General features: G+C 44.8%; 11 protein-coding genes. 1 reads left to right on the forward strand and 10 read right to left on the reverse strand.

Going from position 1 to position 14,496, the window contains the following annotated elements:
* Position 1 precedes the first annotated feature (1 nt).
* Genes murG through mraZ form a run of 10 tightly spaced genes read right to left on the reverse strand, consistent with a single transcriptional unit; the run spans position 2 to position 11,036 of the window.
* Positions 2 to 1,072 (reverse strand): undecaprenyldiphospho-muramoylpentapeptide beta-N-acetylglucosaminyltransferase, encoded by a 1,071-nt coding sequence (gene murG / locus AC5FX4_RS00060; RefSeq protein ID WP_493604531.1) that lies wholly within the window; start codon positions 1,070 to 1,072, stop codon positions 2 to 4.
* Entirely contained in the window at positions 1,069 to 2,241 is a 1,173-nt protein-coding gene (gene ftsW, locus AC5FX4_RS00065) for a cell division protein FtsW (protein ID WP_493604532.1), read from the reverse strand. Before ftsW ends, murG begins: the two co-directional genes overlap by 4 nt.
* Entirely contained in the window at positions 2,241 to 3,566 is a 1,326-nt protein-coding gene (murD, locus tag AC5FX4_RS00070; RefSeq protein ID WP_493604533.1) for a UDP-N-acetylmuramoyl-L-alanine--D-glutamate ligase, read from the reverse strand. Before murD ends, ftsW begins: the two co-directional genes overlap by 1 nt.
* On the reverse strand, positions 3,567 to 4,649 hold the full coding sequence (mraY, locus tag AC5FX4_RS00075) for a phospho-N-acetylmuramoyl-pentapeptide-transferase (protein WP_493604534.1): 1,083 nt from the start codon (positions 4,647 to 4,649) through the stop codon (positions 3,567 to 3,569).
* On the reverse strand, positions 4,643 to 6,034 hold the full coding sequence (locus tag AC5FX4_RS00080) for a UDP-N-acetylmuramoyl-tripeptide--D-alanyl-D-alanine ligase (protein ID WP_493604535.1): 1,392 nt from the start codon (positions 6,032 to 6,034) through the stop codon (positions 4,643 to 4,645). The genes mraY and AC5FX4_RS00080 overlap by 7 nt, the downstream gene beginning before the upstream one ends.
* Positions 6,031 to 7,497: a UDP-N-acetylmuramoyl-L-alanyl-D-glutamate--2,6-diaminopimelate ligase gene (gene murE / locus AC5FX4_RS00085; protein WP_493604536.1), complete on the reverse strand. Its 1,467-nt coding sequence runs from the start codon at positions 7,495 to 7,497 to the stop codon at positions 6,031 to 6,033. The genes AC5FX4_RS00080 and murE overlap by 4 nt, the downstream gene beginning before the upstream one ends.
* Entirely contained in the window at positions 7,487 to 9,298 is a 1,812-nt protein-coding gene (locus AC5FX4_RS00090; RefSeq protein WP_493604537.1) for a peptidoglycan D,D-transpeptidase FtsI family protein, read from the reverse strand. The genes murE and AC5FX4_RS00090 overlap by 11 nt, the downstream gene beginning before the upstream one ends.
* Complete coding sequence (gene ftsL, locus AC5FX4_RS00095; protein WP_493604538.1) at positions 9,295 to 9,618, reverse strand: cell division protein FtsL; 324 nt, start codon at positions 9,616 to 9,618, stop codon at positions 9,295 to 9,297. The genes AC5FX4_RS00090 and ftsL overlap by 4 nt, the downstream gene beginning before the upstream one ends.
* On the reverse strand, positions 9,618 to 10,553 hold the full coding sequence (gene rsmH / locus AC5FX4_RS00100; protein ID WP_493604539.1) for a 16S rRNA (cytosine(1402)-N(4))-methyltransferase RsmH: 936 nt from the start codon (positions 10,551 to 10,553) through the stop codon (positions 9,618 to 9,620). The genes ftsL and rsmH overlap by 1 nt, the downstream gene beginning before the upstream one ends.
* A gap of 24 nt (positions 10,554 to 10,577) precedes the next feature.
* Complete coding sequence (mraZ, locus tag AC5FX4_RS00105; RefSeq protein WP_476292724.1) at positions 10,578 to 11,036, reverse strand: division/cell wall cluster transcriptional repressor MraZ; 459 nt, start codon at positions 11,034 to 11,036, stop codon at positions 10,578 to 10,580.
* Positions 11,037 to 11,509: 473 nt separating this feature from the next.
* On the opposite strand from mraZ, the gene AC5FX4_RS00110 reads away from it, so the two are divergent.
* Positions 11,510 to 14,479 carry a bifunctional diguanylate cyclase/phosphodiesterase gene (locus tag AC5FX4_RS00110; RefSeq protein ID WP_493604540.1) on the forward strand — a complete coding sequence of 990 codons (2,970 nt, stop codon included), beginning with the start codon at positions 11,510 to 11,512 and terminating at the stop codon, positions 14,477 to 14,479.
* The last annotated feature ends 17 nt before the right edge of the window (positions 14,480 to 14,496 follow it).

The raw sequence follows: 14,496 nt of genomic DNA on the forward strand, positions 1-14,496 counted from the left end.
TTCATATTGGCGAACACAATTGCTCACACACTTTCGCCACTTCCGACGTGGCATCTAGTTTTGCCTTTTGTTTGGCTCGTTCAGCAAGGGCTTTAATAAGCGATGGCTGCTGTAAGTAAGGGAGTAACTGTTCACAAATGCGGCGCTCATTAAAATCGTCTTGCGCTAGTAAAAGCGCAGCATTCCCGTCTACCAAATAGGCGGCATTGGCAGTTTGGTGATCATCCACCGCGTGTGGGTAAGGCACGAATAGCGCCATTTTACCCGCAGCCGCAATTTCACTGACCGTCAGCGCGCCAGCTCTGCAAATCACTATATCTGCCCAATCATAAGCGGCATCCATATCATCAATAAATTCCGACACCTCAGCGGCGATCCCTTGTTGCTGATAACTCGCTTGCACAGCCGCACTTTGACCTTTACCACTTTGATGTTTAACCATCAGTGGTAGTGCAGCATCTTGCGCCAATTTAGCAACTGTACTAGGCAAAGTGTCATTGAGCACTTTAGCGCCTAACGACCCACCAACCACTAAGCAATTGATGGTTTGTGTCGCTTCTTTTGGCAAAATACCAGCAACCGAGTGCCTGATAGGGTTACCAACAACTTCTGCTTTTTCATCGTCAAACGCACTGGGGAATGCCGCCAACACACGATTGGCAATTTTAGCCAGTAGTTTATTACTTAAACCAGCAACTGCATTTTGTTCATGGATCACCAAAGGCACACGCAGCAACTTCGCAGCAATACCGACCGGGCCAGTTACATACCCGCCCATCGCTAGTACCACATTGGGTTGTCTTTGTTTTATCACCTTTTTGGCATCTAAAATGGCTTTAACTACCATAAAAGGCGCTTTGAGCAAACGCTTTATGCCATTGCCTCGTACACCTTGTACATTGATAAAATCAATTTCAATGCCATGCTTGGGCACAACCTGTGCTTCCATACGGTCAGCCGTACCAACCCATGACACTTGCCAACCTTGCGCTTGTAGCTCATTGGCTACCGCAATGCCTGGAAAGATATGCCCACCAGTCCCTCCAGCAACCACAAGTAACCGCTTACTCATCGCTTACTACCTCTCGATGTTGCTTGTTTAGTTGCCATTTTCGTTTCAAAATCAACTCTCTGTAAGACTCCTGCTGCGACAACCATAACCAACAAACTTGAACCACCATAAGATACAAATGGAAGTGTCAGGCCTTTCGTTGGCAATATGCCAGCACTAGCACCAATGTTAACCATGGTCTGAAACGCAAACCAAATACCAATCGCTAACGCAAAATATCCTTCGTATTCCTTGCCCTGTTTGAGTGCTTTTTGGCCAATCAATAACGCCCTAAATACCAAAGTAGCTAACAGCGCGATGATACTCACAACACCTATAAAACCGAGTTCTTCAGCGATCACGGCAAAAATAAAATCATTGTGCGCTTCGGGTAGGTATTGTAATTTTTGCACGCTATTCCCAAGACCTTGACCAAACCATCCACCTTGCCCATAGGCCATCAGTGATTGAACGAGCTGATAACCTTTGCCAAATGGATCATCCCAAGGCTCCAAAAAGCCAACAACCCGCGCCATCCGGTACGGCTCAAAAATGATCAATAAAACGACTAACAAAACCCCGGTCAAGATCAACGCAAAAAACTGCCAAAGCTTCGCACCAGCCAGAAATAACAAGCCCACAGTGGTGACAAACATCACCACCACAGTACCTAGGTCGGGCTGCATTAAAATTAAAAAGGCATACACGGCAAACACCGCGATAGGCTTAGCAAACCCTTTTAGATTTTCTTGTACTTCTTCTCGCTTTCGCACTAAATAACCCGCGATATAGCTGAAGAAAAACAACTTTGCTAACTCTGCTGCTTGAATGCCTACTGGCCCGACTGGGATCCAACGTTTAGAGCCATTCACCTCGCGACCAATGATCAGAACGAGCACCAATAAACCAAGTCCAAGCAGCAACAAGTAGGGGTTACAACGCTTCCACCAAGCCATGGGGGCACTGGTGCTTATCCAAAAAAGCACAACCCCCATACATAAAAAGGCCGCATGGCGAATACTGATATGGTACGGGTTATTAAATAAACGCTCCGCGACCGGCATTGAAGCGCTTGTCACCATGACAAACCCTACCCCCATCAAACACAACATCGCATACAACAAAGGCACATCATACAAAGCATTTGATTGTTCTAGTCGAAAGTTGAAGCGAAGCTGAGATAAAGACATTACTGCGTTACCTCATTTACTAAGCGGCAAAACTCTTCACCACGGGCCATATAATTAGGATACATGTCGATACTGGCACACGCTGGAGCTAACAAAATGCAATCGCCATTATCAGCAACGGCTTGCGCTTGCTTAACAGCATCTTCCAAAGTGGCAACTAAGTGGCTATTACGGTGCAGCGATAAAAACAGCGACCCATCTCGACCAAAGCCATATATTGCTTTGCAATATTTACGCATTGGTTCTGTCAATGGTGTTAAATCAGCCCCTTTAGCGTCACCGCCTACGATAAGAATAATTTTACCCGATGTCGTCGCAAGACTTTCTAACGCAGCTACGGTTGCGCCCACATTGGTCGCTTTTGAGTCATTAAAATATTTGATGCCTTGATAGTCAGCAACAAGTTGACAGCGATGTTCCAGACCTGAAAATCGCTCAAAAGCAGATTTAAAAACTGCATCTGTAATAGCAAATGGCTCCAATAACGCCATCACTGCGAGTGCATTAAACTGGTTATGCGTGCCTTGTAACTTCATACAAGATACTGGCACTCGTGGCGCGCCATAGGCAGAGAAATACAGCTCACCTTCACGAGTCAATAACTGAAAATCTGCGTTATTCAACGCCACACTCACGCCTTTTTTATCACCATGAAAGGTGTTTTCGTCTTGTGCGTTATAAACCAAGTGCTCGGTATGGCGATAAATACGCTGCTTTGCCGCACAGTAAGCTGCAAAATCAGGGTATCTATCCATATGATCTTCAGTCACATTAAGGATCATTGCACTGGTACAATGTAAGCTGTGAGTGGTCTCTAATTGAAAACTAGATAGTTCGAGTACAAACACATCATAGTCTTGGTCCAGCAAATCTAACGCAGCCGTACCAATATTACCACCAAGACCAACCTTCATACCCGCTTCACGTAACACGTTGGCCGTTAAAGTGACCACGGTCGACTTACCATTTGAGCCCGTCACTGCCACAATCGGTTTGTTGGTTAACCGTGCAAATAACTCAATGTCGCCGATAACTTCAACACCATCCGCGATAGCTTTAGCAACCGTTACTTCATATAGCGCTATACCTGGGCTGATGATGATCATGTCTGCGCTAGATAAACTTGCTTCGGCAAGCGGACCAAAAACAGCTTCACAATTTGGCTCATTGTCGGCTAACCATTGGGCTCCGGGTGGTGCAACACGACTATCAACCACGCGTGGCACGATATTATGCGACAGTAAAAAACGCACAATGCCCAGACCGGTTACTCCAAGTCCAAGCACTGTGATTTTTTTATCTTTAAGCGTATTCAAATACCGCATTTATCTGATCTTCAAAGTCGCAAGTCCTGCCAACACCAAGACAATTGAGATAATCCAAAAACGCACAATAACGCGTGGCTCTGGCCAACCTTTTAGTTCATAGTGATGATGAATAGGCGCCATTCTAAAAATACGCTGCCCACGTAATTTGTAAGAACCAACTTGCAAGATCACTGATAAAGCTTCCATCACAAAAACCCCGCCCATGATCAGCAACACCAGCTCTTGGCGAACAAGAATAGCGATGATGCCAAGCGCGCCACCTAATGCGAGCGAACCAACATCCCCCATAAAAACTTGCGCTGGATAGGTGTTAAACCACAAGAAGCCAAGTCCTGCACCAACAATCGCGGTACAAACTACGACTAACTCACTAGCCAGCGGTAAATGCGGAATATGTAAGTAACTAGAAAAGTTCACGTTACCCGTTAGATAAGCAATAATTGCCAGAGCCGAAGCCACTAGAATAGTCGGCACAATCGCTAGTCCATCAAGGCCATCGGTTAAGTTAACCGCGTTCGATGTACCCACTATCACGAAATAACACATGACTAAGTAAAACAAGCCCAATTGCGGTAAAACATCTTTTAGAAATGGCACCACAAGCGTTGTTTCAGCGGCAGAATGAGAAGTAAAGTACATAAAGCTCGCCACCGCGATTGCAATCACTGACTGCCAAAAGTACTTCCATCTTGCGATAAGGCCCTTACTATCTTTGCGGATAACCTTACGGTAATCATCTACAAAACCGACGATCCCTAGGCTGCCAATAACGAACAAGGTCACCCAAACATATTTATTATCAAGGTCGCCCCACATGAGCGTGCTGGTGAAAATCGATGCCAAAATCAATAAGCCACCCATGGTAGGCGTGCCCGACTTGGACAAATGCGACTGTGGCCCATCGTCACGTACTGTTTGCCCTATTTGCATGCGTTGTAACGCCAGAATTAATTTAGGACCAAAATATAAAGAAATAAACAGTGCCGTCAGTATGCCGAGTATCGCTCTCAGCGTGAGATACGAAAAAACATTAAAGCCGCTATAGTACTGTGTTAAGTATTCCGCTAACCAAACTAACATGCTGAGGCCTCATCAGTGCCTAAACTCTGGTCACTGCTTACTAGATCTTGAACGATTAATTCCATACGTGAGCTACGAGAGCCCTTCACTAACACAGTACATACCCCGTTCTGTGCTTTAATCACTTGCTGTAATTCATTCAATAGGTGTTCACGTGTTGAAAAGTGTCTATTCGCTTGCTCAAACACATCACTGGCATATCGGCTCAATACACCGAGAGAAAACAACGTATCTATACCCCTTTGTTTGGCATATTCACCCACTTCGACATGATACTTTCTCGCCTGCTCGCCCAGCTCCCCCATATCACCTAATGCCAAAATTCGATAACCTGGCATGTTGGTTAATAAGTCAATGCCCGCTTTAACAGAGCGTACATTGGCATTGTAGGTATCATCGATGACATTTAGATGCGCGTTCACTTTGACAAGATTCACTCGACCTTTAACCGGGGTCATGTTTTCTAAGGCTATCGCTACATCTTGTAATGATGCGCCAAGTTCTGTAGTCAACGCAGCTGCAATAACCGCATTGGTGACATTATGCTCTCCGGGCTGGGCAAGCTTAACTGATACTCGCTCTTTGGCAGTGCATAATGTAAAGCTTGCATGCGCAGTCTCATTTAAACGAATATCTTCAGCCCACACATCGAGTTTTGACGACATTGAAAAGCACTTACTGCGCACATCATGCAAACTCGTTCGCCACATATCGACAAACTCGCAATCACAGTTCAGTACTGCGACACCACCGCTTTTTAAACCAGAGAAGATCTCCCCTTTGGCTTGACCTACCCCTTCAATTGAACCAAACCCTTCAATGTGAGCGGGCGCCACATTACACACTACGGCTACATCAGGGCTAGTCAGAGACGTGGTATAGGCAATTTCTCCGATGTGATTTGCACCCAACTCAATAACCGCATATTCATCGTCTTCGGCCAAACGTAGTAACGTCAGCGGCACGCCAATATCATTGTTGAAATTACCGTTTGTTGCCAGCACTTTGCCTTTGCGCGCTAAAATTGCGGCACACATCTCTTTTACCGTGGTTTTACCCACGCTGCCGGTGATGGCGATGGTTTTTGGGGCGACTGTATCCATCACGGCTTTGCCCAGATTGCCAAGCGCCAAACGGGTATCTTTCACCACAAATTGTGTGATATCACACGCGACAGGTGTATCGACGATCGCCGCAATAGCACCCTTTTCTTTAGCCTGCTCTACAAACTCATGACCGTTAAAATTAGGTCCTCTCAACGCCAAAAACACCTCGTTATTTTTTATTGTTCGGGTGTCGGTGTTGATATTGGCTACTGCCAAATTTCTCCCATTTAGAGGAGTATCAAGTACCGCTGCAAGCCAAGCTAAATCCACTTTGATCATGCACTTTTCTCCTGCAAAATTTTTTCAACCCATTGCCTATCGCAAAAAGGTAAACGTTTATCTCCGATAATTTGATAGTCTTCGTGCCCTTTGCCAGCAATGAGCACCACCCCATTTTTAGGTGCATGTTCAATGGCATAACGAATAGCATCGGCTCTATCAATTTGGCATACAGCATACTCAGGGTTGCTGAGTCCAGCCTTAACGTCATCAATAATTGTTTGCGGATCTTCACTACGGGGATTGTCACTGGTAATAACAAGTGTGTCGGCATTTTGCTCCGCCGCTTGTGCCATTAATGGGCGCTTACCTTTATCTCGATCTCCGCCGCAGCCAAATACACAAACCACATTACCAGGAACGTGCTGTTGCAAGGCTTGTAAAGCAAGCTCTAGCGCTTCAGGCGTATGTGCATAATCCACGATACACGTTGGTAAATTGGGTGCGTTGAAAGCCTGCATGCGCCCCGCAACAGGTTGAAGTTGGTCCACAGCCTCGAGTAAGTGTGCGAAGGCGTAGCCTTGTGTTAGCAAAGTTGCTAATGCAGCTGCGATATTATAGAGGTTGAACAGCCCATACAGTGGTGCGTGAAGCTCCCCCTCGCCCCTGCTGGATATTATCTTTGCGTGTATACCTTGCGCGTCAAAGTGCACCTCATCAAACCAAACATAGTGATTGAAACTATGTGAACTTGGTTTTTGTCCATACACGACTAGCCCGCCAAACTCGTGTTGCTGTAGCCATTGTTGAACAACTTCATCATCCGCATTAAGCACGCTAAATTCAGGCTTGTGCTCAGTAAACAGCTTTAATTTAGCCTGTGCGTACTGGGTCATATCACCATGATAATCAAGGTGATCACGAGACAAATTAGTGAAGACTCCAACACGAAAATCAGTGTTGTCCAAACGACCTTGCACCAGACCGTGCGACGACACTTCCATCGCCACTAGCTCATTATTACTCGCAAGTTCAGCTAAGATCCTTTGTAGATCCACATTAGAAGGCGTGGTATTAGCAAGTGGCGTCAACCGCTCTGGCTGGCCATAGCCCAATGTGCCAATGACTGCAGAAGGTGCGCCACATAACTGTGCAAGATTGGCAATCATAGAGGTGGTCGTCGATTTACCATTGGTGCCAGTCACACCAATTACTGATAATTTTTCACTCGGCTGCTGGTAAAAGTCACTCGCAATAGCTGCAATATTTTGCTTTAACTCGGGCACTTTTATTAGGGTCACTGAATCGAGTTGAACAGTGCTAGTAGCATCGACTAAAACACAGGTTGCACCTTGCTGCACTGTGTTCGAAATAAACTGTTCACCGTTTTGTGCATGCCCTTGTAACGCAATAAACGCGTCACCCGGCTGTACAGCTCGGCTGTCTAAACGTAAGTGTGATACCGCTAAAGGTGCGCAAGCTACACCAAATTTTCCCAGTACTTGGCCAATATCACGAGTCATTACTATTCTCCGAGATATACGCAACGCGGCTTGTATCTGGCGCAACGTTTAAAATACGTAGCGCGTTTGACATTATTTCAGCAAAAGCTGGGCCCGATGTTTGACCGCCATAATACACATCTTCCCCAGGTTCATTGACCATAACAACAACCGCAAGGCGTGGGTCATAAGTCGGCGCTATACCTGCAAAATAACCCACATATTCATCACCATAGCCACCTGCCACTGCTTTTTTTGAGGTGCCTGTTTTACCCGCCGCGCGATAGCCATCGACTTTAACATTGTCTGCTGTACCACCTTTTTCAAATACCGACTCCATCATTTCAACCACGGCACGAACATCTTCTTCTTTGAAGACACGCTCACCCTCAGGCACTGATTTTTGCTTTAAAATCGTCAATGGCCGCTGTACGCCACCAGACCCCAATGTCGCATAAAATCGAGCTATTTGTGCAGTACTTGCAGAAACGGCATACCCATAGGCAAGCGTCGCAATTTCAAAGTCTGACCAGCGACGGTTAGGATAAAACAAACCACTACTTTCTCCCACCATCATAGTGCCCGTTTCTTCTCCAAATCCAACTTTCTGATAGAGCCCAACCATGTAATCTTTTGGCAGCATTTGGCTGATTTTAGCCACGCCCATGTTACTAGAAACCTTTAAGATCTCTCGTAAGGTCATTTCGCCATGGTTACGCGTATCTTGCACTAAACTGCCTCCCAAACGCATCCAACCGGGGTACGTATCAACTGTGTCATCAGCCTTGATAGCGCCATAATCAAGCCCAGCTAAAACAGCTAATGGTTTTAATGTTGATCCCGGTTCAAATAGGTCGGTAATGGCACGATTTCTGCGTTTGTAGGGTGCCGCATCACTCATATCGTTTGGGTTAAAACTTGGGCTATTGACCATAGCCAGTACTTCACCTGTTTTGACATCAACCACCATGGCCGAGCCCGATGTGGCTTTATAACTGAGTACCGCACTTTTCAACGCTTTATAAGCAATCGCCTGAATACGTAAATCTATGCTCAGCTCGATATTTTCAGGTTCAACACGCTGCTCTTCTGATAACACTTGGATTTCACGGCCTTGCGCATCTTTACGGATGGTACGTTTACCTTCGGTGCCTGTCAGTGCTTTATCAAATAACCTTTCAACGCCTTCAATACCTTGACCATCAATATTGGTAAAACCGAGAATATGCGCTGTGACTTCACCACTAGGATAAAAGCGCTTTGATTCATCTAACAAATGAATACCGGGCAAACGTAACTGACGAATATAATTTGCAACCGCAGGCGTGACTTGTCGTTTTAAATACACAAAGCGCCGCGTAGTGTCATCTCGTAAACGCGAATCAACTTCTTCATTTTTTATTTGCAACACATCGGCAAGCTCGCGCCAACGCAATTCGTTGTCGTACCAAACTTGCTTGCGACGGATCATTTCCGATTCGTTTAGTTCCAACGCTTTATAATCTTCACCGTTTTTACGGGCCGCTTTGATAACTTTTTTGCCAATCGATTTGTCTAAAGCCAACGGATCAGCATAAACACTGACCACAGGCACACTGACGGCTAACTCTTTACCATTACGATCAAAGATCATGCCTCGCTGAACCTTAAGCTTTTCTACCCGCACGGTGCGTTTTGCGTTTTCTTCACGCGCTTTATCAGGTTCAATCACCTGTAAATAGGCGGCTCTGGCCATTAAAGTGACGAATACCATCACCAATAACGTACATACCAGTGCAAAGCGCCAAGTTATTAAGCTAGTTACTGTTTTTGCCTTATTCATGGCACCACCACTACTTGTTCATCTTTGCTGGTTGTACGTTTCATATTTAATTGCGTTTTTGCTATTTCTTCTATGCGTGAATGCTGTGAGTAAAACTCTTCTTCCACCAACAAGTATCGCCACTCGAGATCAAGCTCATCACGCTGCTGCAGTAATTCATCTTGCGCAATTAATTGCTGCCTGGTTAAGTGCGTTACTTGCACAACCGATAACGCTGAACCAAAAATCAACAACAACAAAAACAAGGTCAGTTTATTGGCAAACAAACCTTGTAAAATTTCAAAAAAGAGTTTGGGTTGTCGATCTATGGGCTTATTCATCAGAGTTTTTGCGCCACCCTAAGTACCGAGCTTCTTGCTCTTGGATTTGCCGCGATTTCTTCAGCACTGGGTTTTATGGCTTTACCCACTGCCTTTAACGTCAGATTTTGTTTAAGTTGTGCGTCCGTTAAAGGCAGACCTCTGGGTATCGCCTCTCCCTTACTCTGTTTTTTGATGAACTGCTTCACTATTCTATCTTCTAAAGAGTGAAACGAGATCACCACTAAACGACCACCGGGTTTAAGTACCTCCAGTGATGCTTGTAACGCTGTTTGAATTTCTTCTAATTCGCTATTGATATAAATACGAATTGCCTGAAAAGTACGCGTAGCAGGATGCTTGTGCTTATCCTTTACGGGCACAGCTTCATCCACTAAATCAGCCAACTGTTTAGTTGTCGTAATAGGCGTGTGCGCTCGCGTTTCAATAATTTTGTGTGCAATACGACGGCCAAATTTTTCTTCACCGTATTTTTTTATCACAAAGGTAATATCTTCCAAATCCGCTTCAGCTAGCCAATCGGCCGCACTGCGCCCAGACGTTGGGTCCATACGCATATCCAATGGACCATCGTGCATAAAACTAAAACCACGCTGCGCATCATCCAGCTGAGGAGATGACACACCAATATCCAGCAAAATACCGTCTACTTTGCCTAGCAAACCAGCTTGGATTGCCACCTCTTTGATATTTGAAAAGCGAGAATGCGCAATCGAAAAGCGTTTGTCATCGGCGAACTTTTTAGCCGCTTCAATTGCTTGTGGGTCCTGATCTATTGCCTGCAAACGACCCGCTTCGCCTAAACGCGATAAGATCTGCCCTGAGTGACCACCCCGACCAAATGTGCCATCTATGTATATGCCTTGCTCATTAATGGCGAGTGCGTCTAACGTTTCTGCCATCAGCACTGACACATGTTGAAATTGTGCAGTCATGCTCAAAATTAGCCTTTTCTTTTACTACAACGAAAAATTATCGAGTTCTTCAGACGATTCAAAGTCACCACTACGCTCCAGCTCTGTATCAAGCTGCATTTGTTGATGCCAACGATCTTCATCCCAGATCTCAAATTTGTTTAACAGCCCCACTAGCATGATCTTTTTACTCAGCCCAGCATGGGTGCGTAACGATGGTGCTAATAAAATGCGGCCATTTTTGTCTAATTGATATTCAGTCGCGTGGCCCAAAAGCATACGTTGTAACCGCCTTGCCCTCGGGTTCATATTGGATAGTTTTTGTAAGCGAGCTTCGATTTCGTACCATTCGCTCATTGGGTACAACCACAAGCATGGTTCATTAATAGCAATAGTGCAGATCAGTGCGCCCTGTTCTTCAGACAGCAGTTGCTGACGGTACTTGGTTGGTACCGCAAAACGCCCTTTGTCATCTAAGCTCAGCGAGCTTGCACCTTTGAACATTAAAAAACCAACCTTTACTCCATCTAGCGCTCAAGATCCAATTTGATCCACTAAAAACCACTTTTTACCACAATAGTACAGTCTAGGGCTTGACAGCACTTTTTGTCAAGCAAATATGGACATGGATATGGCTTTTAAAGCCAGAAAAAATGCGGCTTTACGCAAAGTCTATGAATTAGGTGGAAAAAAGTGGGAAGGCAAAAAATTTGATACCAACTAACAAAAAAATTACAGGAATTTAGCAGACCATAAAATAAAAAATTCCAAATTCAGGCGCAAGAAAGTGAAGATAAATTCGTCACGAACACGCGTTAAATTTACGAAAAAACTCCCAAATACTTGTAGGTACAGCTCACTGTTTAGTATTATATGATGCTTTTCATTTTACGCGCTTGGGTGTGGTTATTTCTAATTTATCAATACCGCAACGATTCTACCGTTTGCTTTTTCTTCTTTGTCTTCCTGGCTTGATCGTGATCTTGATCCAGCTGTTAGATGAGCGATCTGAAATCTTAGAGCAAAGCGAACATCACGCCCTCTTATTAGCGAAACAGGTTGCATCAGTGCAACTGGCAGATATTGAGCACACCAAAAAACAACTGAGCAAATTGGCATTACAGCAAGATATCGTTCACTTTAGCGATGGCCCTTGCCCCGCCTTGCTAAGTCACGCTCGCTTATTGTCTGAAGATATCGCGAATATCGGTATTGTCGCGTTAGATGGCAGAGTTCTCTGCACGTTGAGTAATCATCAAAATAATATCAATATTAACGATCGAAAGTACTTCCAAACTGTACTTGAAACTCAGCAGTTCACAATAGGCCAATTTCAAACCGATCGCTCGGTACATCGCACAACGGTCAACTTCGCAATGCCTGTTTTTGATGACGGTAATAGCCTTAAATCTGTGTTAGTCGCTGTTAAGCCGCTTGATCATTGGAGTAAAACACTCGACGAGTTGAATTTACCTAAGGGAAGCCAAGTGATGCTCAGCGATATCGATAATAACATTATTGCGCATTCACCTTACCATCCCGGCCTACTGGGTACACCGAGTAATCAAAGTTGGCCAGAAATATCACCAAATACAATACATATATTGCCTGATCAAAAAAACGAAAGGCGGTTTTATTATTCACTACCACTTGAGATGGATAATCAACAAAATACATTGACCATCTTTATCTCGTTGCCCTTTGAGCACGCCATTAACTATGCGAACCAAGAGGTCGCGATCATACTCGCGCTATTTGTGTTGGCCATTGCGGTGTTGATATGGCAAGCACAGTGGAATTTACAAAGGATCATTTTAAAGCCGCTGGAGCGCTTAGTTGACGCCATTAATGCGCTTTCCCAAGGACAACCGGTGAGTTGGTCCGCACATTCTCAGACACCTGAATTTAAAGCCATTGCCGCTCAATTTGAACAAATGGCGAACATTCGATTGAGCGTGGAGTCAGCGCTTGCTCACAAACATGCAGAACTAAGCGCACTACTGAGTTCTCTTCCTGACAGTTACCTGAGGATCGACAAACAAGGTAACATTTTGACTCGACATGGCGATTTTGCATTAAGAGCTAATTCACTATCCGATTTATTTCCTGAGCATACCTTTAAACGCCTAGCGAAATTACTCAATACGCTAGATGAAAAGTCACATTGCCAGTTTGAGTTTTCAATTATTGAAAACGATTTGCGACGCGTATTCGAGTGTCGACTCAGTCCTATTGCTCGCCACCAGCAAGCGATACTGGTTATTCGAGATATTAGCCAGCGTAAAAAACAAGAAGAAGCGATTAATCTCGCGGCACTTGTTTACAACAACAGCAGCGAAGGCATGGTGATCACCGATGCAAATGGCTACATCCTTGATACTAACCCTGCTTTCAGTCATGTAACAGGTTATAAACGTGCGGAAGTGATAGGTAAAACCACCGCCCTACTTGGCTCAGGTAAACATGAGCAGGCCTTTTACAAAAATATGTGGCATCAACTCGAAACCGTTGGAAAATGGCAGGGGGAAATTATAAATCGCCGCAAAAGTGGTGAGCTTTACACAGAATGGCTCACAATCAATAGCGTGTATGATGCCAATGGCGATGCCTATCGCCGAGTGGCCATTTTTACTGACATCACGGAAAAGAAAAAACAAGATGAGTTGATCTGGCATCAAGCCCATTTTGACCAACTCACGGAGCTGGCTAACCGTAATCAATTAAAAGGTCACTTGCAAAGTAGGCTTGAAGAAACGCATCACCCGATCGCAATTTTGCTCCTCGATCTTGATCACTTTAAAGATATTAATGACACCTTAGGTCATTACTACGGCGATCAATTGTTGAGCGAAGTGGCTACGCGCTTAAATAGATTAAGTGACGAATGCAGCCTGATCTCTCGAATTGGTGGTGATGAGTTTGTACTCGTTACCGACAGCTATACCTGTGATGATGCGCTAGGAGAGTTAGCAGATAAAGTATTGGCTTACTTACAACCTGCCATTGAGCTGGATAACGAACAATGCCACATTAGTGCGAGCATTGGCATATCACGCTCTCCAAAAGACGGCACGAGTAGTGAACTCTTACTTAAAGCAGCCGATCAGGCCATGTATTTGGCAAAGCAACAAGGTCGCAGTGGTTACGCGTTCTTTAGCAGTGAAATGCGCGAGCAAGCTGAAATTCGGATGAATTTACTTAAAGATTTGCGTATCGCGGTGCAACAAAAGCAATTTAGTCTGTATTACCAACCTATCGTGTGTTTACAAGATAAAAAGGTGGTGAAAGCCGAAGCGCTTATCCGCTGGCTACATCCAACAAAAGGCATGATCCGCCCAGATAACTTTATTCCTCTGGCGGAAGAAACGCAGCTCATTCATAAAATTGGCGACTTTATCTTTGATAGTGCCTGTAAAACACTCCTTGATGTACATGCATTAGGCAAACATGTTCAGCTTAGTATCAACGTGTCACCCGTGCAGTTTACTTCTAAGCAATGCCATGTCAGCCGCTGGCAAAAAACAATACAAAATTATCAACTTTCACCAGAGCATATCGTCATTGAGATCACTGAAGGTTTGATGATGAATGCCCAGTCCAGAACGCAAAAAAGACTGCAAGCGCTGACTGAGCAGGGTTTTTCTTTGGCACTGGACGATTTTGGTACTGGCTACTCATCACTGGCTTATTTAAAGCAGATGGATACGGATTACATCAAAATCGATAAGCGTTTTGTGGATGGCATTGCCCACAGCCGTGACGATCTCGCGTTATGCGAAGCTATGATCATGATGGCCCACCAATTGGGGTTGCAAGTGATCGCGGAAGGGATTGAAACAGAAGTACAACATCAAATATTGAAACAAGCCGGTTGCGATTTCGGTCAAGGCTATTTTTACGCCAAACCCATGCCGAAAGATGAATTTTTAACGCTGTTAGACAACTAAAAAAGCCACCCGAAGGT

This window comes from Pseudoalteromonas sp. ATL1, from assembly GCF_058933015.1.